This is a genomic window from Kitasatospora sp. NPDC054768 (assembly GCF_053612025.1).
The window spans coordinates 7,452-26,803 of record NZ_JBSHBN010000127.1 but is presented as its reverse complement, the minus strand read 5'-3'; the positions used below and the strand labels follow the sequence as shown (position 1 = coordinate 26,803).

Sequence of the window (19,352 nt, the reverse complement as noted above, 5' to 3'; positions counted from 1 at the left end):
AACGGACGCTTCCTTCGGACCGCCTTCCAGCGGACCCTCCGGGCTTCGTTCTTTCGTGTTTCCAGCTTATCAGATGTTTTCCGCTCCGTTTCCGGAGCTTCGTTCATCCAACTCGCCGGTGTCTTCCGGGGCTTGACGCCCTGTCCGACGTTTCAAACTCTAGCCGATCCCTGCTCCGAAAAGCGAATCCGACTGCAATCCGATAAAACGCGCACGCCGAATAAGCACCAGGTCGAGACGCGAAAGCGAAAACGACCGGCACGAACCGAGAAGTGGTGTTTCAAAGGATTGGCTGCCCCGGGACCGTCCGCGCAGACGCGTGTCCGGTGCTCCCAGCCAGGCAGCTCGAAGAACTGTACGCGCTTCGGCGGCGGGATGCAAACGTCGTGCAAAGACCGCTGGCCGGACCCCGGGGGAGGGGTCCGGCCGGCGGAGCTGTGCGGCTCAGCTGTTGGAGCGGGCGGCTCAGCTGTTGGTGGGGAAGCCCAGGTTGATGCCGCCGTGCGACGGGTCCAGCCAGCGCTGGGTCACGGCCTTGCCCCGGGTGAAGAACTGCACGCCGTCCGGGCCGTACGCGTGGGTGTCGCCGAACAGCGAGGCCTTCCAACCGCCGAAGGAGTAGTAGGCGACCGGCACCGGGATCGGCACGTTGATGCCGACCATGCCGACCTCCACCTCGAACTGGAAGCGCCGGGCCGCGCCGCCGTCGTTGGTGAAGAGGGCGGTGCCGTTGCCGTACGGGTTGGCGTTGATCAGCGCCAGCCCCTCCTCGTACGAGTCGACGCGCACGACCGAGAGGACCGGGCCGAAGATCTCGTCGTTGTAGACGGACATGCCGGGCTTCACGTGGTCGAACAGCGTGGGGCCGAGCCAGAAGCCGTCGGCCGTCGGGGAGCCGTTGCGGTCCTCGGCGGTGACCGGGTGCTTGCGGCCGTCCACGGCGAGCTCGGCGCCGTCGGCGACACCGGACTCCACGTAGGAGGTGACCTTGTCCCGGTGCTGGCCGGTGACCAGCGGGCCCATCTCGGAGTCGCCGTTGCAGCCCGGGCCGACCTTCAGGGTGGCGATCCGCTGCTTGATCTTCTCGACCAGCTCGTCGCCGATCGGGTCGACCGCGACCAGCACGGACACCGCCATGCAGCGCTCGCCGGCCGCGCCGAAGCCGGCGTTGACGGCGGCGTCGGCGGCGAGGTCGAGGTCGGCGTCCGGCAGGACCAGCATGTGGTTCTTGGCGCCGCCCAGGGCCTGCACGCGCTTGCCGTAGCGGGTGCCGGTCTCGTAGACGTAGCGGGCGATCGGGGTGGAGCCGACGAAGCTGACGGACTTGACGTCCGGGTGCTCCAGCAGGCGGTCGACGGCCACCTTGTCGCCGTGCACGACGTTGAAGACGCCGTCCGGCAGGCCGGCCTCCTTCCACAGCTCGGCGAGGAAGTTGGCGGCGGACGGGTCCTTCTCCGAGGGCTTCACCACGACGGTGTTGCCGGCCGCGATGGCGATCGGGAAGAACCACATCGGCACCATGGCCGGGAAGTTGAACGGCGAGATGATCGCGACCGGGCCGAGCGGCTGGCGGATCGAGTAGACGTCGACACCGGTCGAGGCCTGCTCGGTGAAGCCGCCCTTGATCAGCTGCGGGATGCCGCAGGCGTACTCCACGACCTCCAGGCCGCGGGCGATCTCGCCCAGCGCGTCGGAGTGCACCTTGCCGTGCTCCGCCACGATGATCGAGGCCAGCTCGTCGCGGCGGGCGTTCAGCAGCTCGCGGAAGGCGAAGAGCACCGTCGTCCGCTTCGCGATCGAGGCGTTGCGCCACTCGGTGAAGGCCGCGGCGGCGGCGGCCACCGCCTGGTCGACCTCGGCGATCCCGGCGAAGTCGACCTGGCCGGCGACCTGGCCGGTGGCCGGGTCGAAGATCTCACCCCGACGGGGGGCCGCACCGGCGGTGGCGACCGGCTTGCCGCTGATCCAGTGAATGATGTGCTTGCTCAAGGTCCGTCTGCCTCCGAAGTCCCGGGCGGCGTCCTGCCACCGGTCCGGTCTGGCGCCGCCCGCATGGGCCGGGCGCCGGGAAATCACGGGGCTACCGCGTTCGTCTTCCAGTCTGGTGGCCGTTTCGGTCCTGCTCAACGAACAGGCTGACGGGGATCGTGGATTCAGCCTTACAGGTCGTCCGGTCGCTCGGCCGAACGGGCGGCTCCACCGGGCCGGGGCCTCAGGCCTCCCCGTCCTCCGGCTCCTCCAGGTACGGGTCGTGCAGGCCGTCCGCCGCTTCGCGGGTCTCCAGCAGGTCCAGCCGCAGGTCCTGGGCCCAGGCGAGCGCCCAACGCTTCCGCCCGTCGACCTCCCCGGCCGGAACGCCCCGGGCGCGGAACCGCCCGTCCGCCGCGTCGGCGAGCGTCTCCAGTCGGTCGGCCAGTGCCGTGGGCTGGAAGTCCGGGTCCAACTCCCCTGCCAGTGCGATCAGTTCGCCCTCGCGGTAGCAGCGGGTGAGGGCGTGGACGTCGATCAGGTCGCGCGGCATGCCCCGGTCCACGAGGAGCGCGGTGCTCAGCGCGGCCGCATCCTCCAGGGCGACGACCGGCAGCACCACCGGCGGCTCGTCCGGCCCGGGCGCACCGAGGTCGAGGCGGACCGGGCGGTGGCCCAGCGGCTCCTTGCGCAGTTCCACCGAGTGCGACCGCCCGCCGAGCGCCAGCCGGACGGTGAGCTGCTCCAGCCGCGGCGTGCCCGGCCGCTCGACGGCCTCCCCGCCCGCCGCCCGGTACGCCTCGTGCAGCGCGGCGGCCACCTCCGGCAGGTCGGCGCCGCCGGTGGCCAGGGTCAGCCCGTCCTGCGGGCAGGCCGCGACGCCGTGGGCGCGCAGCGCGTGCCCGCCGGCCAGCGCGAGGCCGTACCGGTCGCAGACTGGTGCGGCCGCGGCGGCCAGGCGCAGCTGGGCGGGGCCCGGGCGGAGGGACGCGTCGACGGCGTGCGGGACGGTGGTCACGCCTCCAGTCTGACGCGACCGCCGTCCCGGCGCGCCACCACCGCCGGGCGCCCCCGCGCGCCCCGGGGCGCCGGGGCTCCTCCGGGTGCGCCACCACAGCCGGGCCCCCGGAGGCTCACCAGCCGCTGAGCGTCGCCGCCGCCTCGTGCAGGGCGAGCTCCAGCAGCATCGGGTCGTTGAGCCGCCCGGAGCCGTCCGGCGGGACCAGCCAGCGCACGCCCCGGCTGCTGCGCCCGGGGGGCGGCACGACGATCCAGGCGCCCTCCCCCGCACCGCGCACACCGGTGCCGATCCAGCGGGCCGCCGTGCCGACGGGCACCAGGAAGCTGACCTGCTCGCCCCCGAAGTCGGTGAGGACCGGGCCGCGGGTGCGCGGGTCCGTGATCTCCAGGGCCGGGTGCCCGAGCCGCCCGGGGACGGAGAGGACGTCCCAGCGTCGGCCGGCCGGCAGCAGCACCAGGCCCGGCCCGGTGCGCTCCCACTGCTCCCGGAAGGACTCCGGGTCCGGTGCCGCCTGGGCGAGCCAGTGCAGTCCGGTGGTCTCCATGTCGTGTCCCCGCTTCTTGCCGTTCGTACTGTTCGGAGACGGCGGGAGGAACGGGACCCGCCGTCACCAAGGAGAGGCGGACGGCGGGTCCCGATTACACGACTATGGGGTGCCCGGTTGGCGGCGGTCGTGGTTCAGCTGTCGAAGCCGAGCCCCAGCCGGTCGAGGGTGCGCAGCCAGAGGTTGCGGTGGCCGCCGGTGCGGTCCGCCCGCTCCAGCGACCGGGTGGTGAGTTCGATCCCGGCCCAGCGCACCGGCTCGGGCGGGAACGGCAGCGGCTTGCTGCGCACCATGTCCAGGGAGGTGCGCTCGGTGCGCTCGCCGGCGAGCAGGTCGAGCATCACCTCGGCGCCGAAGCGGGTCGCGCCGACGCCGAGCCCGGTGTAGCCGACCGCGTAGGCGACCTTGCCGCGGTACCCGGTGTCGAAGAACGCCGAGAACCGGCTGCAGGTGTCGATGGCGCCGCCCCAGGCGTTGGTGAAGCGCAGGCCCTCCAGCTGCGGGAAGCAGCGGAAGAAGTGGTTGGCCAGGGTGCGGAAGGTCTCCGGCCGCTGGTCGTACTCGTGCCGGACGTGGCCGCCGAAGTGGTAGACCGCGTCGTAGCCGCCCCAGAGGATCCGGTTGTCGGCGGAGAGCCGGAAGTAGTGGAACTTGTTGGCGCTGTCGCCGAGGCCCTGCCGCCCGCGCCAGCCGATCGAGGCGAGCTGCTCGTCGTCGAGCGGCTCGGTCATCAGGGCGTAGTCGTACACCGGGACGATGTAGGGGCGGACCCGCTTGAGCAGCGACGGGAAGACGTTGGTGCCGAGGGCGACCTTGCGGGCGAAGACCCGGCCGTACGGGGTGCGGACGGCCATGCCGCTGCCGTGCTCCCGCAGGTCGGTGGCCCGGGTGTGCTCGAAGATCCGCACGCCCTGGCCCAGGCAGGCGTCCTTGAGGCCCCAGGCGAGCTTGGCGGGGTGGACCATCGCCACGCCCTCCTTGTCCCAGAGGCCGCCGAGGAAGGTCGGCGAGTTCACCTCGGCGCGCAGCTGGTCGGCGTCCAGGACGGTGATGTCGAAGCCGTACCGGGCGACCGCCTCGGCGATCTCGTGGAGCTCCTCGACCTGGTGGGGCTGGGTGGCGACGTCGATCTCGCCGGTGCGCTCCCACTCGGCGTCGATGCCGTAGCGCTTGAGGGTGGCCTCGATGCCGTCGAGGTTGGCGGCACCGAGGCGTTCCAGTTGGGCCAGTTCGGACGGCCAGCGGTCCAGGCCGTTGCCGAAGCCGTGGGTGAGGCTGGCCGCGCAGAATCCGCCGTTGCGCCCGGACGCGGCCCACCCGACCTCGTTGCCCTCGACCAGCACGACGTCCAGCGAGGGGTCGCGTTCCTTGGCGATGAGGGCGGTCCACAGGCCGGAGTAGCCGCCGCCGACGACCAGCAGGTCGCAGGTGGTGTCGCCGACCAGGGCGGGCAGCGCCGCCGGCCGGCCGGGATCCTCCAGCCAGAAGGGGGTGGGCCTGGCGTCACTGAGTGCGCGGGCGGAATCCATGCATTATCAGCCACTTTCTACGAATAGATGACGTATGACGTGCCACCGCTGCCGACCGTACGTCAGGCGGTGGCCTTCCGGCGGTTGCCCAGCCACTGGCCGACGACGGTCAGCACCACGGCGGCGAGGAACATCGCGGTGCCGATGACGTTCACCTGCACCGGGATGCCGCGCTGCGAGGCGCCCCAGACGAACATCGGGAAGGTGACCGTGGTCGGCCCCGAGTTGAACTGGGTGATGATGAAGTCGTCGAAGGAGAGCGCGAAGCTGAGCAGCGCGCCCGCCGCGATGCCGGGCGCCGCCAGCGGCAGGGTGACCCTCAGGAAGGTCTGGGTGGGGGTCGCGTAGAGGTCCTGGGCGGCCTGTTCGAGCCTCGGGTCCATGCTCATCACGCGCGCCTTGACCGCCGTCACCACGAAGCTGAGGCAGAACATGATGTGCGCGATGAGGATGGTGGTGAAGCCGAACGGGATGCGCATGTTGAGGAAGAGCGTCCCGAGCGAAGCGGCCATGACCACCTCGGGCATGGCCATCGGCAGGAAGATCATCGCGGTGGTGGCCGAGCGTCCGCGGAAGCGGTAGCGGGCCAGTGCGAAGGCGACCATGGTGCCGAGCACGGTGGCGCCGATGGTGGCGAGCACCGCGATCTGCAGGCTGAGCGAGAGCGACTGGCACATGTCGGCCACGCCGCAGGGGTTGGTCCAGGCGTCGGTGGAGAACTCGTTCCACTCGTAGTTGAACTTGCCCACCGGCTTGTTGAACGAGAAGGCGAGCACGACCAGGTTGGGCAGCACCAGGTAGGCGAGGGCCAGCAGGCCGGCCAGCACCACCAGGCGGGCGCGGATCCACGTGAATATCCGGGACATCAGACCAGATCCTCCGTCCCGGCCTTGCGCATGTAGACCGTCACCATGCCCAGGATCAGGGCCATCAGGATGAAGCTCAGCGCGGCGGCCGTGGGGTAGTCGAGCACGTTCAGGAACTGCTTCTGGATGCCGTTGCCGACCATCTGCTCGCTCGGCGAGCCCAGCAGCTGGGCGTTGATGTAGTCGCCGGAGGCCGGGATGAAGGTCAGCAGGGTGCCCGCGACCACGCCCGGCAGCGAGATCGGGAAGGTGACCTTGCGGAAGGTGGTGAACGGCCGGGCGTAGAGGTCGCCGGCCGCCTCGTGCAGGCGCGGGTCGATCCGCTCCAGCGAGGTGTACAGCGGCAGGATCATGAACGGCAGGAAGTTGTAGGTCAGGCCGCAGACCACCGCGAGCGGCGTGGCCAGCACCCGGTCGCCGTCGGTGAGGCCGAGCAGGTTGGTGACGTCCAGGACGTGCAGCGCGTTCAGCGCGCCGACCACCGGGCCGCCGTCGGACAGGATGGTCTTCCAGGCCAGCGTGCGGATCAGGAAGCTGGTGAAGAACGGCGCGATGACCAGGATCAGGATGACGTTGCGCCAGCGCTTGCTCGCCTTGAAGGCGATCGTGTACGCGAGCGGGTAGCCGACGGCCAGGCAGAGCACGGTGGCGACGGCGGCGTAGGAGAACGAGCGCAGGAAGTGCCACTTGTACTCGACCAGGGCGTCCCAGTAGGTCGAGAAGTGCCAGGTGACCTTGAAGCCCTCTTCGAGCGAGCCGGTCTGCAGCGAGGTCGACCCCTGGTAGAGCATCGGGACGGCGAAGAAGATCACCAGCCAGGCGATGCCGGGCAGCAGCAGCCAGTACGGGGTGAGCTTGCGCTTCGGCCTGCGCTCCGCCGGTTGCGGGGAGTCGCCGTCGGGGGGTATCGCCCGGGACGGCGCGGCCGGGGTGGTGGCGGTCATGCGGCCTCCTCCCCGGTGCCCGCGTCGATCGCCTGTGCGGCGTCCAGGGCGAAGGAGTGCGCCGGGTTCCAGTGCAGCTGGACGGTGGCGCCGGGGACGATGCGGGCGTCGCGCTCCATGTTCTGCTCGAAGACGGTGACCTCCTGGCCGCCGTCGGTGCGCACCACGTACTGGGTGGAGACGCCGATGAAGCTGGAGTCGAGCACCGTGCCGGTCAGCCGGTTGCGGCCGTCGGCGACCTGCTCGGAGGCGTGGGTGATGGTGATCTTCTCCGGGCGCACGCCCAGGTGGACGCGCTTGGCGTCGGCGGTGCAGCGCGCCTTCGGCACGGCGAGGCGGGCGCCGGCCGCGCTGAGCAGCAGGTCACCGCCCTCGGTGCCGGTGACCTCGGCGGGCAGCAGGTTGGACTGGCCGAGGAAGTTGGCCACGAAGGTGGTGGCGGGGTTCTCGTACAGCTCGGCGGGGGCGCCCAGCTGCTCGACCCGGCCGCCGTTCATCACCGCGATGGTGTCGGCCATGGTCATGGCCTCCTCCTGGTCGTGGGTGACGTGCACGAAGGTGATGCCGACCTCGGTCTGGATCCGCTTGAGCTCCAGCTGCATCTGGCGGCGGAGCTTGAGGTCGAGCGCGCCGAGCGGCTCGTCCAGGAGCAGCACCTGCGGGTGGTTGATCAGCGCGCGGGCGACCGCGACGCGCTGTTGCTGGCCGCCGGAGAGCTGGTGCGGCTTGCGCCGGGCGTACTGGCCGAGCTCGACCAGCTCCAGCATCTCGTCGACCTGCTTCCTGACGTCCTTCCTGCCGCGCCGGCGCAGGCCGAAGGCGACGTTCTCGAAGATGTCCAGGTGCGGGAAGAGCGCGTAGCTCTGGAAGACGGTGTTCACCGGCCGCTTGTACGGGGGCAGGGCGGTGACGTCCTGGCCGCCGATCAGGACGGTGCCGCTGGTGGGCTCCTCCAGGCCGGCGATCATGCGCAGGGTGGTGGTCTTGCCGCAGCCGGAGGCGCCGAGCAGGGCGAAGAAGGAGCCCTGGGGGACGGTCAGGTCGAGCGGGTGGACGGCGGTGAAGGAGCCGTAGGTCTTGCCGATTCCGGTGAGCCGGACGTCGCCGCCGACGGCCGCGTCGCGCTGCTGGTCTGTCATGGGGTGGTGTCTTCCTGGGATTCTCTGCCGGGAGGTGGGGTCAGGCGCCGATGAGCTTCGAGAACTTCTGCTCGAAGTCGCTCTCCTCGCTCTCGGAGAGCGTGCGGAACACGTGCGCCTTGACCGCCATCTCGGGGGTGGGTACGACCAGCGGGTTGGCCGCGGTGTCCGGGGCGATGCCGGCGAGCTCGTCCTTCATCCCGGTGACGGCGGAGACGAAGCCGATGCCCGCGACCAGCTGCGCCGCGATCTTCGGCTGATAGTAGAAGTCGATCAGCTTCTCCGCGTTCGCCTTGTGCCGGGCCTTGGCCGGAACCAGCATGTTGTCGGTCGAGGCGATGTAGCCCTTCTCCGGGATGACGAACCCGATGTCCGGGTTGTCGGCCTGCAGTTGGATCAGGTCGCCGCCCCAGGCGATGCAGGCCGCGATGTCGCCGGCGGAGAGCTCCTGGCCGTAGTCGTTGCCGGTGAAGCGGCGGATCTGCTTGCTGTCGACGGCCTTCTGCAGCCGGGCGACCGCGCCGTCGTAGTCGTCGGCGGTGAACCTCGCGGTGTCCTTGCCCTGGTCCAGCAGGACCATCCCGATGCTGTCGCGCATCTCGGACAGGAAGGTCACCCGGCCCTTGAGGTCGGGGTCGTCCAGCAGCTGGGAGACGCTGGTGACCTCCTTGCCCCTGGTCGCCTTCCGGTTGTACGCGACGACGGTCTGGATGCCGGCCCACGGGTAGGAGTAGAGCCGCCCCGGGTCCCAGTCGGGGGCGCGGAAGCGCGCCTCGATGTTGGTGATCGCGGTGGTGACGTTCGCCGGGTTGAGCTTCTGCGCCCAGCCGAGCCGGATCAGCCGGGCCGCCATCCAGTCGGTGAGCACCATCAGGTCGCGGCCGGTGTCCTGGCCCGAGGCGAGCTGCGGCTTGACCTTGCCGAAGAACTCGACGTTGTCGTTGACGTCCTCGTTGTACTTGACCTTGATCCCGGTGGCCTCGGTGAAGGCGTCCAGGGTGCCGTGCTTCTCCTTGTCCTTCTCGTCCGTGTCCACGTACAGCGGCCAGTTGGAGAAGGCGACCTCCTTCTGCGTCCCCGAGAGGTCCTCGGCGGCGTTCGCGGTCGAGTCGCCGGTCGCCCGGGGGGCCGCCGGGATGCCGCAGGCCGCCAGGGTGCCCGCCCCGGCGGTCAGCGCGGCGGCGCGCAGCAGGGTGCGGCGGCCGAGCGCGGCCCGGCCGCTGGTCAGACTGCGTTCCCAGGCCCTGCGGACCGGTTCGGGCAGACCGTCGGTGAGCTCGTTGAACGCCATGGAACGGGCCTCCTGGGGGAGATGGGGTGTGGGGGCACCCGCTTGGGCCGGGGGTTATCTGTCTCCGAAGACGGTGCGGTGCCAGTCCTTGCGGGCCACCGCGGTGGTGTCGAACATGACGTGCTTCACCTGGGTGTACTCGTCCAGCGAGTACTGGGACATGTCCTTGCCGTAGCCGGACGCCTTGTAGCCGCCGTGCGGCATCTCGCTGATGATCGGGATGTGGTCGTTGACCCAGACGCAGCCGGCCGCGATCTCCCGGGTGGCGCGCAGCGAGCGGTGCACGTTGCTCGTCCAGGCGGAGGCGGCCAGCCCGTACGGGGTGTCGTTGGCCAGCCGCAGGCCCTCGTCGTCGCCGTCGAAGGGCAGCACGACCAGCACCGGGCCGAAGACCTCGCCCTGCACGACCTCGCTGTCCTGGGCCGCGCCGGTGATCAGGGTGGGCGGGTAGTACGCGCCCCGGGTGAGGTCGTAGCCGTCGTGGCCCCGCTCCGGGACCCGGCCGCCGGTGACCACGGTGGCGTACGAGCGGGCGCGCTCCACGAAGCCGGCCACCCGGTCCCGGTGGGCGTACGAGACCAGCGGGCCGAGGTCGGTGCGCGGGTTCAGCGGGTCACCGATCCGGATCGCCGCGAACAGCTCGGCCACCCCGGCCGTGAAGGCGTCGTACAGCGGGCGCTGGACGTAGGCGCGGGTGGCCGCCGTGCAGTCCTGGCCGGCGTTGATCAGCGAGGCCGCGACCGCTCCGTGCACCGCGGCGTCCAGGTCCGCGTCGTCGAAGACCACGAACGGGGCCTTGCCGCCGAGCTCCAGGTGGGTGCGCTTGACGCTCGCGGTGGCGATCTCGGCGACCCGCCTGCCGACGCCGGTGGAGCCGGTGAAGGAGACCATCGCGACGTCCGGGTGCCCGACCAGGTGCTCGCCCGCGGTGCGCCCGGCGCCGGTGACCACGTTGACCACGCCGTCCGGGATGCCCGCCTCGGTGCAGGCCCGGGCGAACATCAGCGAGGTCAGCGGGGTCAGCTCGGCCGGCTTGAGCACGATGGTGTTGCCCGCGGCGATCGCCGGGAGGATCTTCCACGCGGCCATCTGCAGCGGGTAGTTCCACGGCGAGATCGAGCCGACCACGCCGACCGCCTCGCGCCGCACGTAGGAGGTGTGGTCGCCGGAGTACTCGCCGGCCGCCTTGCCCTCCAGGTTGCGGGCGGCGCCGGCGAAGAAGGCGGCGTTGTCGACGGTGCCGGGCACGTCGAACTCGGTGGCCAGCTTGACCGGCTTGCCGGTCTGCGCGGTCTCCACCCGGGCCAGGTCGTCGGCCGCCCCGGCCAGGACGGCGGCCAGCCGGGTGAGCGCCTCGGAGCGCGCGCCCGGGGTGGCCGAGGACCAGCCGGGCAGGGCGGCCCTGGCGGCGGCGACGGCGGTGTCCACGTCCTCGGCGGTGGCCAGCGCGACCTGCTCGACCACGCTGCCGTCGGCGGGGTTGACGACCTGGAAGGGGTCTCCGCTCCCCCGGGTCAGGCGGCCCGCGATGTACTGCGCGCCCGGGCCGAAGTCGGTCAGGTCCATCTGGTTCCTCCAAGTGCCGTGGTTCGACCGCTGCGGGGTCACGCGTCCGCGGTGGGGGTCTGCGGTCCCGCTGACCTTGCCTGCTGCGGGGTTGGGGTGACAAGGGTCACTTCGACAACCTCGGCGCGAAGGGCCTTACAGGGTGCAAGGGTGCGGGCAGGGCAACACCTCGTCGGGGGGATGGATGATTTACCTGACACTCTGATCACCCGGAGCCCCCGCTCCGGCCCCCACCGGCCCCGGAGGCCCGCGATGCTCCCCACCGTCGCCCGAGTCCTCGACCTGGACGTGATGCGGCGCGGCCTGCCCCAGGTGGTGGCCGGCGCCGACCACCTGGAGCGGCCGGTCCGCTGGGTCCACGTCAGCGAGCTGCCCGACGTCGCCGGGATGCTCCGCGGCGGCGAGCTGGTGCTGACCACCGGCATCGCCCTGCCCGAGGACCGCGAGGGCCTGGCCCGCTACGTGCGCGAACTGGACGAGGTCGGGGTGGCCGGCCTGGTCGTCGAGTTCGGGCGGCGCTACTTCGACTCGCTCCCCCGCGCCCTGGTCAACGCCGCCGAACAGCGCGGCCTGCCGCTGATCACGCTCCGCCGCGAGCTGCGCTTCGTCGCCGTCACCGAGGCCGTGCACGCCCTGGTGGTCAACGCCCAGCTGGAGCAGCTGAGGATCTCCGAGTCCGTCCACCAGGTCTTCAACGAGCTCGTGGTGGAGGGCGCCGAAGCGCCCGAGGTGATCCGCCAGGTGGCCCGGATGGCCGGCGCCCCGGTCGTCCTGGAGAACCTGGCCCACCAGGTGCTCGCCCACGACACCGCCGGGCGCCCGGAGGCCGAGGTGCTGGAGGACTGGGAGCGCCGCTCGCGCGGGGTCCGCCCCGCCGGGCGCACCGGCCACGACCCGCGCAGCGGCTGGCTGGTCACCGCCGTCGGCGCCCGCGGCCAGGACTGGGGCCGGCTGGTGCTGGTGCAGGAGCCCGGCCCGCTGCCCGAGGGCGAGGCCCACCCCCACGCCATGCTGCTGGAGCGCGGCGCCTCCGCGCTGGCCCTCAACCGGCTGGTGGTGCGCGACCGGGAGAGCCTGGAGCGGCAGACCCACCGCACCCTGCTGTCCGGCATCCTCACCCACGCCCTGACCGTCTCCGAGGCGGCGCTGCGCGCCCAGGCCCTCGGCGTTCCGCTGGAGGGCCGCCGGCTGGTCGGCGTGGTGCTGCGGCAGCGGCGCGGACCGATCCCGGCCGCGCTGGAGGCCCAGGCCCGGCTGCGCGACTTCACCGAGCTGGCCGCCGGCGCGGTCCGGGCCTGCCGGCTGACCGCCCTGGTCGGCGCGCTGGACGACGAGGCCGTCGGCCTGCTGGTCGCGCTCGGCACCCAGCAGGACGAGCACGCCGCGCTGGACGCCCTGTCGGCCGCGCTGCGCCGGATGTCCGCCGAGGCCGGACGGGACGGCGGCGACCCGGCGGGCCCGGTGGTCGCCGTCGGCTCCTCGGTCGGCTCGGTGCGCGACGCCCGGCGCACCCTGCTGGAGGCCACCCAGGTCGCCGACGCCGCCCTGCACGACGCGCCCGGCGGCCGCAGCTCCTCCTACTACCGGCTGCCGGACGTCCGGCTGCGCGGCCTGCTCCACCTGCTGCGCGACGACGCCCGGCTGCAGACGTACGTGGAGCGGGAGCTGGGCCCGCTGCTGGCCCACGACGCCGAGCACAACGGCCAGTTGGTGCAGATGCTGCGGATCTACCTGGAGCAGGGCCGCAACAAGTCGGCCGCGGCGGACGCGGCGCACCTGTCCCGGCCGTCCTTCTACGACCGGCTGCACAAGGTCGAGCGGATCCTCGGCGTCGACCTCGACCAGGTGGAGTCCTGCCTCTCCCTGCACGTGGCGCTGCTCGCGCTGGACGCCGTCCGGCGCTGAGCGGGGCGCGCGCCCCGGGGCGGCGCCGGGCCCCGCGCGTCACACCCCGGTGATGCGTCCCCAGACCTTGTGCAGCTCGGGCCGCTCGGCCGAGCTGACGTCGCGCATGGTGTGCAGCCGGGCCCGCATCTCCTCGGTCGGGAACACCAGCGGGTTCTCGGCGAGTTCGGCCTTCTCCTTGTCGCCACTGGCCGCCAGCACCTCGCGGGCGGCCGGCACCGGGCAGATGTACTGGACGAACGCGGCGAGTTCGGCCGCCACCTCGGGCTGGTAGTAGTAGTCGATCAGCAGCTCGGCGTTGCGCTTGTGGGCGGCCCGGTTGGGGATCATCAGGCTCTCCGCCCACAGCTCGCCGCCCTCCTCCGGCACCACGAACTCGATGTCCGGGTTCTCGGCGGTCAGCTGGACGGCGTCGCCCGAGTAGGCCTGGCAGGCGAGCGCCGCACCGGAGGCGAGGTCGCTGGTGTAGTCGTTGCCGGTGAAGCGCCGGACGTGGCCGCTGTCGACCACCTTCTGCACCAGGTCCATCGCCTTGCGCGCGTCGTCGTCGCCGAACGTCGCGATGTCCGCGCCCTGGGAGAGCATCAGCAGCCCGAGTGCCTCGTCCAGCCCGGCGAACAGCGTGACCCGGCCCTTGAGGTCGGGCGCCCACAGGTCGGCGGTGGACCTGATCTCCCGGCCGAGCGCCTTGCGGTTGTAGGCGATGCCGGTGATCCCGGACTGCCAGGGCACGCTGCGCCTGCGCCCGGGGTCGAAGGCCGGGTCGGCGAGCTGCGGGTCCAGGTTGGCCGTGACGTTGGGCAGGTTGGCCCGGTCCATCGCCTGCACCCAGCCCAGCGAGACGTACCGCCCGGCCATCCAGTCGCTGATCACCATCAGGTCCCGGCCGGGGGCGGCGCCCTGGGTGAGCACCGGGCTGATCTTGCCGAAGAACTCGTCGTTGTCGTTGATGTCCTCGGTGTAGGTGACCTCGATCCCGGTCTTCTCGCCGAAGGCGTCCAGGGTCGGACGCCCGCCCGCGTCGTCGGTGTCGATGTACTGGGTCCAGTTGGAGAAGGCGAGCCGCTTGTCGCTCTCCGAGCGGTCCGGTGCCGAGCGACGGTCCTCGGCCACGTACGCGGACGGGATGCCGCAGCCGGTCAGGGTGCCGGCGCCGAGCAGCGCGGCCCCGCCGAGCACGGAACGTCGGCGGATGCGTGCGGGCCCCTGCGGGCGGTCGGCGACGGAGCGACGGGTCGGGGTGGTGCTGCTGGGCATGAGCGGCCTTCCGGAGCGTGGGACGGCCCCGGGCACACGGGTGCTCGGGGCCGTCCTGGTAGGTACGTCAGACAGTGTGCGCGTCGGTGAGCGACAGCACCTCGTCCAGCACCGCGAGGCCGGTCTTGGCCTCCTCCTCGGTGACGGTGCACGGCGGGACGACGTGGAAGCGGTTCATGTTGACGAACGGCCAGAGCCCGCGCTGCTTGCAGGCGGCGGCCAGCTCGGCCATCGGCGCGTTGGCGGCGCCGGCCGCGTTGTAGGGCACCAGCGGCTCGCGGGTCTCCCGGTCCTTCACCAGGTCGAGCGCCCAGAACACGCCGAGGCCGCGGACCTCGCCGATCGACGGGTGCCGCTCCGCCAGCTCGCGCAGGCCGGGGCCGAGCACGTTCTCGCCGATGTGCCTGGCGTTCTCGACGATGCCCTCCTCCGCCATCGTGTTGATGGTCGCCACCGCCGAGGCGCAGGCCAGCGGGTGGCCGGAGTAGGTGAGCCCGCCGGGGAAGGCCCGCTCGGCGAAGGTGGCCGCGATCTCGGCGCTGATCGCCACGCCGCCCAGCGGCACGTAGCCCGAGTTGACGCCCTTGGCGAAGGTGAGCAGGTCCGGGGTGACGCCCCAGTGGTCGGCGGCGAACCACTCACCGGTGCGGCCGAAGCCGGCCATCACCTCGTCCAGGATGAACACGATCCCGTAGCGGTCGCAGATCTCCCGCACCCCGGCCAGGTAGCCCGCCGGCGGGACCAGGACGCCCGCGGTGCCGACCACGGTCTCCAGGATGACCGCCGCGACGGTGCCGGGCCCCTCGAACGCGATCACCTGCTCCAGGTGCTCCAGCGCGCGCTCGCACTCCTGCGCCTCGTTCTCGGCGTGGAAGTTGGAGCGGTAGGGGTACGGCCCCCAGAAGTGCACCACGCCGGAGACGCCGCCCTCGTTGGGCCAGCGCCGCGGGTCGCCGGTGAGGGCGATCGCGTTGGCGGTGGCGCCGTGGTACGAGCGGTAGGTGGACAGCACCTTCTGCCGGCCGGTGTGCAGCCGGGCCAGCCGGATGGCGTTCTCGTTGGCCTCGGCGCCGCCGTTGGTGAAGAAGATCTTGTCCAGGTCACCGGGGGTGCGCTCGGCGATCAGCCGGGCGGCCTCGCTGCGCGACTCGACCGCGAAACCGGGGGCGATGGTGCAGAGCTTCGCCGCCTGCTCCTGGATCGCGGCGACCACCCTCGGGTGCTGGTGACCGATGTTGGTGTTGACCAGCTGCGAGGAGAAGTCGAGGTAGCGGTTGCCGTCGTAGTCCCAGAAGTACGAGCCCTCGGCGCCGGCCACCGCGAGGGGGTCGATCAGTGCCTGGGCGGACCACGAGTGGAAGACGTGCGCGCGGTCGGCCGCCTTGACGGCCTGGCCGGTGGCTGAGTCAGCGGTGGGAATGCTCATGCCGGTAAGGCTAGGGCGGCCCGTCCCCGAAGGGCAGTTCCATCGTGTCAGCCGGTCGCGCCAACCGCCGACAGGATGCAAAGACACAGGGCCCAGGTCGAGAAGACCCGGGCCCATGGTCGGTTCAGCTGACTTATCAGCGCACTCAGATCGCGGTCATGACGTGCTTCACGCGGGTGTAGTCCTCGAAGCCGTACGCCGACAGGTCCTTGCCGTAGCCGGACTTCTTGAAGCCACCGTGCGGCATCTCGGCGACCAGCGGGATGTGGGTGTTGATCCAGACGCAGCCGAAGTCGAGGCGGCGCGACATCCGCATGGCGCGGGCGTGGTCCTTGGTCCACACCGAGGAGGCCAGCGCGAACTCGACGCCGTTGGCGTACGCCACGGCCTGGTCCTCGTCGGTGAACCTCTGCACGGTGATGACCGGGCCGAAGACCTCGTTCTGGATGATCTCGTCGTCCTGGTTCAGGCCGGAGACGACGGTCGGGGCGTAGAAGTAGCCCTTGTCGCCGACCCGGTGGCCACCGGCCTCGACCTTGGCGTGGGCGGGCAGCCGCTCGATGAAGCCGGAGACCTGCTTCAGCTGGTTGGCGTTGTTCAGCGGGCCGTACAGCACGTCCTCGTCGTCCACGCCGCCGGTCTTGGTCTCGGCCGCGGCCTTGGCCAGCGCCTCGACGAAGGCGTCGTGGATCGACTCGTGCACCAGCACGCGGGTGGCGGCGGTACAGTCCTGGCCGGCGTTGAAGTAGCCCGCCACCGAGATGCCCTCGACGGCCTCGGCGATGTCGGCGTCCTCGAAGACCACGACCGGGGCCTTGCCGCCCAGCTCCAGGTGGACGCGCTTGACGTCCTTGGAGGCGGACTCGGCGACCGAGATGCCGGCGCGCACCGAGCCGGTGATGGAGGCCATCGCCGGGGTCCTGTGCTCGACCATCAGCCTGCCGGTCTCGCGGTCGCCGCAGATGACGTTGAAGATGCCGGCCGGCAGCTCCAGCTCCTTGAGCACGCCGCCGATGATCTCGGCCAGCAGCACGGTGGAGGCCGGGGTGGTGTCGGAGGGCTTCAGCACGACGGCGTTGCCCGCGGCGATGGCCGGGGCGAACTTCCAGACGGCCATCATCATCGGGTAGTTCCACGGCGCGACCTGGGCGCAGACGCCGACCGGCTCGCGGCGGATGATCGAGGTCATCCCGTCCATGTACTCACCCGCGGCCTTGCCCTCCAGCATGCGGGCGGCGCCGGCGAAGAACCGGATCTGGTCCACCATCGGGCCGATCTCCTCGGAGAGGGTCAGCGCGCGGGGCTTGCCGGTGTTGCGCACCTCGGTGTCGACGATCTCGTCGGCGCGGGCCTCGACCGCGTCGGCGATCTTGAGCAGCAGCTTCTGGCGGGTGCTGGGGGTGGCGTCGCGCCAGATCGGGAACGCGGCGTCGGCGGAGGCCATGGCGGCGTCCACGTCCGCGGCGCCGGACAGCGGCGACGTCGCGTACACCTCGCCGGTGGTCGGGTCCACGATGTCGAGCGTGCGGCCGTCGGCCGCGTCGACGAACTCACCGTTGATGTAGTTGCGCAGCGCGCGAAGGTCGCTCACGGATCTCTCCTCGGTCTGGGCCTGCGGCATTGCAGATTCCGGCGCAATGGTACGTCGGCGGATCCGGCGTACGAAGGGTCCCGAGTGGCCGCGACCGGAGCGGCGCGGTCCACTGGTGGCGGTACGCGCAGCGGCCCTCGGGGTCGCGCGCGTACCGTGCCAGGGTAGCCGCACGACTGCCGGTATCGACAGGGCGAGCTCGCTTCAGCGATGAAATCCGCATGCGTTTTCCAAGATCACGACGAAATCAGCAGCTTCCACGCTTGCGAACACGGGAACGATCAGGCACAGTGGCCGCGTGGCCAACCGCGACCGGAACGCCAGCGTTCCCCTCGACGCCGCCTCCAAGGCGATCATCGAGCAACTCCAGGAGGACGGGCGCCGCCCGTACGCCGCCATCGGCAAGGCCGTCGGCCTGTCCGAGGCGGCCGTGCGGCAGCGCGTCCAGAAGCTGCTCGACCAGGGCGTGATGCAGATCGTCGCCGTCACGGACCCGCTCACCGTCGGCTTCACCCGCCAGGCGATGGTCGGAATCCGGGTCGAGGGCGACATCGAGCCCGTCGCCGACGCGTTGGCCGCCCTCGACGAGGTCGACTACGTCGTCTGCACCGCAGGCTCGTTCGACCTCCTGGCCGAACTGGTCTGCGAGGACGACGAGCACCTGCTCGAACTGATCAACAAGCGCATCCGCGCCCTTCCCGGCGTGCGGAGCACCGAGAGCTTCGTTTACCTGAAGCTCCGGAAACAGACCTACACCTGGGGCACCCGATGACAGCCGACCCGGCGCAGAAGGACCTTTCCAAGACCGCCTACGACCACCTGTGGATGCACTTCACCCGCATGTCGTCGTACGAGAACTCCCCCGTGCCGACGATCGTCAAGGGCGAGGGCACCTACGTCTGGGACGACAAGGGACGCAAGTACCTCGACGGCCTCGCCGGCCTGTTCGTCGTCCAGGCCGGCCACGGCCGTGAGGAGCTCGCCGAGGCCGCCGCCAAGCAGGCCAAGGAGCTCGCCTTCTTCCCGGTGTGGAGCTACGCCCACCCGAAGGCCGTCGAGCTGGCCGAGCGCCTGGCCAACTACGCCCCGGGCGACCTGAACAAGGTCTTCTTCTCCACCGGTGGCGGCGAGGCCGTCGAGACCGCCTGGAAGCTCGCCAAGCAGTACTTCAAGCTGACCGGCAAGCCGACCAAGTACAAGGTCATCTCGCGCGCCGTCGCCTACCACGGCACCCCGCAGGGCGCCCTGTCCATCACCGGCCTGCCGGGCCTGAAGGCCCCGTTCGAGCCGCTGGTGCCGGGCACCCACAAGGCCCCGAACACCAACATCTACCGCGCCCCGGCCTTCCTCGAGGGCCCCGACGGCACGGTCGACCCCGAGGCCTACGGCCGCTGGTGCGCCGACGAGATCGAGGTGGCCATCCTCAACGAGGGCGCCGAGACCGTCGCCGCCGTCTTCGTCGAGCCGGTGCAGAACGCCGGCGGCTGCTTCCCGCCGCCGCCCGGGTACTTCCAGCGCCTGCGCGAGATCTGCGACCGCCACGACGTGCTGCTGGTCTCGGACGAGGTCATCTGCGCCTTCGGCCGTCTGGGCACCATGTTCGGCGCCGACAAGTTCGGCTACCAGCCCGACATGATCACCTGCGCCAAGGGCATGACCTCGGGCTACTCCCCGATCGGCGCCACGATCATCTCGGACCGCCTCGCCGAGCCGTTCTACAAGGGTGACAACACCTTCCTGCACGGCTACACCTTCGGTGGCCACCCGGTCTCCTCCGCGGTGGCGCTGGCCAACCTCGACATCTTCGAGCGCGAGGGCCTGAACCAGCACGTGCTCGACAACGAGGCCGCGTTCCTGGGCACCCTGAACAAGCTGCGCGACCTGCCGATCGTCGGCGACGTCCGCGGCAACGGGTACTTCTACGGCATCGAGCTCGTGAAGGACAAGGTCACCAAGGAGTCGTTCAACGACGAAGAGATCGAGCGCGTCCTCTACGGCTTCCTGTCGAAGGCCCTCTTCGACAACGGCCTGTACTGCCGCGCCGACGACCGTGGCGACCCGGTCATCCAGCTGGCCCCGCCGCTGATCTCCGACCAGTCGACCTTCGACGAGATCGAGCAGATCCTGCGGACCAGCCTCACCGACGCGTGGGCGAAGATCTGATCCCCTGAGCCTTCTTCCCCACCCACCGCGGGGGGGGGGGGCCCCCCCCCCCCCCCCCGGCCCCCCCCCCCGCCCCCCCCCCGGGGGGACCCCCCCCCCCACCCCCAAAAAACCAAAAACAAACACAAAAAAGAGGGATTTT

15 protein-coding genes are annotated in these 19,352 nt (G+C 71.2%); 3 read left to right on the top strand and 12 right to left on the bottom strand.

Features of this window, described 5'->3' with window-relative positions:
* Positions 1-465: 465 nt before the first annotated feature.
* From ACWGKU_RS29815 to ACWGKU_RS29775, 9 genes are all read right to left on the bottom strand, one after another.
* Entirely contained in the window at positions 466-1,989 is a 1,524-nt protein-coding gene (locus ACWGKU_RS29815) for a CoA-acylating methylmalonate-semialdehyde dehydrogenase (protein WP_359900672.1), read from the bottom strand.
* A gap of 223 nt (positions 1,990-2,212) precedes the next feature.
* Positions 2,213-2,986, bottom strand: a complete 774-nt coding sequence (locus ACWGKU_RS29810; protein WP_452180468.1) for a hypothetical protein — start codon at positions 2,984-2,986, stop codon at positions 2,213-2,215.
* A 115-nt stretch (positions 2,987-3,101) separates the two neighbouring features.
* Complete coding sequence (locus ACWGKU_RS29805; protein WP_401049942.1) at positions 3,102-3,533, bottom strand: bifunctional DNA primase/polymerase; 432 nt, start codon at positions 3,531-3,533, stop codon at positions 3,102-3,104.
* Positions 3,534-3,667: 134 nt separating this feature from the next.
* Positions 3,668-5,062 carry an NAD(P)/FAD-dependent oxidoreductase gene (locus tag ACWGKU_RS29800; RefSeq protein ID WP_359900663.1) on the bottom strand — a complete coding sequence of 465 codons (1,395 nt, stop codon included), beginning with the start codon at positions 5,060-5,062 and terminating at the stop codon, positions 3,668-3,670.
* 62 nt (positions 5,063-5,124) lie between these two features.
* A complete protein-coding gene (locus tag ACWGKU_RS29795; protein ID WP_359900660.1) occupies positions 5,125-5,928 on the bottom strand; it encodes an ABC transporter permease in 804 nt (267 codons plus the stop codon).
* Complete coding sequence (locus ACWGKU_RS29790) at positions 5,928-6,872, bottom strand: ABC transporter permease (RefSeq protein ID WP_401049939.1); 945 nt, start codon at positions 6,870-6,872, stop codon at positions 5,928-5,930. Before ACWGKU_RS29790 ends, ACWGKU_RS29795 begins: the two co-directional genes overlap by 1 nt.
* Positions 6,869-8,011, bottom strand: a complete 1,143-nt coding sequence (locus ACWGKU_RS29785) for an ABC transporter ATP-binding protein (RefSeq protein WP_452180467.1) — start codon at positions 8,009-8,011, stop codon at positions 6,869-6,871. The genes ACWGKU_RS29790 and ACWGKU_RS29785 overlap by 4 nt, the downstream gene beginning before the upstream one ends.
* A gap of 40 nt (positions 8,012-8,051) precedes the next feature.
* The gene (locus tag ACWGKU_RS29780; RefSeq protein ID WP_359900653.1) at positions 8,052-9,302 is read right to left on the bottom strand and encodes a polyamine ABC transporter substrate-binding protein; all 1,251 of its coding nucleotides are present in this window, start codon (positions 9,300-9,302) and stop codon (positions 8,052-8,054) included.
* 54 nt (positions 9,303-9,356) lie between these two features.
* Positions 9,357-10,868 (bottom strand): gamma-aminobutyraldehyde dehydrogenase, encoded by a 1,512-nt coding sequence (locus ACWGKU_RS29775; protein WP_452180466.1) that lies wholly within the window; start codon positions 10,866-10,868, stop codon positions 9,357-9,359.
* Positions 10,869-11,120: 252 nt separating this feature from the next.
* Between ACWGKU_RS29775 and ACWGKU_RS29770 the strand changes: the two genes are divergently transcribed.
* A complete protein-coding gene (locus ACWGKU_RS29770; RefSeq protein WP_387693714.1) occupies positions 11,121-12,773 on the top strand; it encodes a PucR family transcriptional regulator in 1,653 nt (550 codons plus the stop codon).
* A 39-nt stretch (positions 12,774-12,812) separates the two neighbouring features.
* Here the strand turns inward: ACWGKU_RS29770 and ACWGKU_RS29765 are convergent, their stop codons facing one another.
* The 3 genes from ACWGKU_RS29765 to ACWGKU_RS29755 all read right to left on the bottom strand — a co-directional run bounded on the left by ACWGKU_RS29765 (position 12,813) and on the right by ACWGKU_RS29755 (position 17,077).
* The gene (locus tag ACWGKU_RS29765) at positions 12,813-14,030 is read right to left on the bottom strand and encodes a polyamine ABC transporter substrate-binding protein (protein ID WP_401048672.1); all 1,218 of its coding nucleotides are present in this window, start codon (positions 14,028-14,030) and stop codon (positions 12,813-12,815) included.
* A gap of 67 nt (positions 14,031-14,097) precedes the next feature.
* Positions 14,098-15,456 (bottom strand): aspartate aminotransferase family protein, encoded by a 1,359-nt coding sequence (locus ACWGKU_RS29760; RefSeq protein WP_401048674.1) that lies wholly within the window; start codon positions 15,454-15,456, stop codon positions 14,098-14,100.
* A 145-nt stretch (positions 15,457-15,601) separates the two neighbouring features.
* Positions 15,602-17,077: a gamma-aminobutyraldehyde dehydrogenase gene (locus tag ACWGKU_RS29755; RefSeq protein WP_452180465.1), complete on the bottom strand. Its 1,476-nt coding sequence runs from the start codon at positions 17,075-17,077 to the stop codon at positions 15,602-15,604.
* A gap of 268 nt (positions 17,078-17,345) precedes the next feature.
* Here ACWGKU_RS29755 and ACWGKU_RS29750 point away from each other — a divergent pair, with 268 nt between their 5' ends.
* Together ACWGKU_RS29750 and ACWGKU_RS29745 are read left to right on the top strand one after the other, a co-directional pair.
* Positions 17,346-17,819, top strand: a complete 474-nt coding sequence (locus ACWGKU_RS29750) for an Lrp/AsnC family transcriptional regulator (RefSeq protein ID WP_030243538.1) — start codon at positions 17,346-17,348, stop codon at positions 17,817-17,819.
* A complete protein-coding gene (locus tag ACWGKU_RS29745) occupies positions 17,816-19,210 on the top strand; it encodes an aspartate aminotransferase family protein (protein ID WP_401048678.1) in 1,395 nt (464 codons plus the stop codon). The genes ACWGKU_RS29750 and ACWGKU_RS29745 overlap by 4 nt, the downstream gene beginning before the upstream one ends.
* Positions 19,211-19,352: the final 142 nt, after the last annotated feature.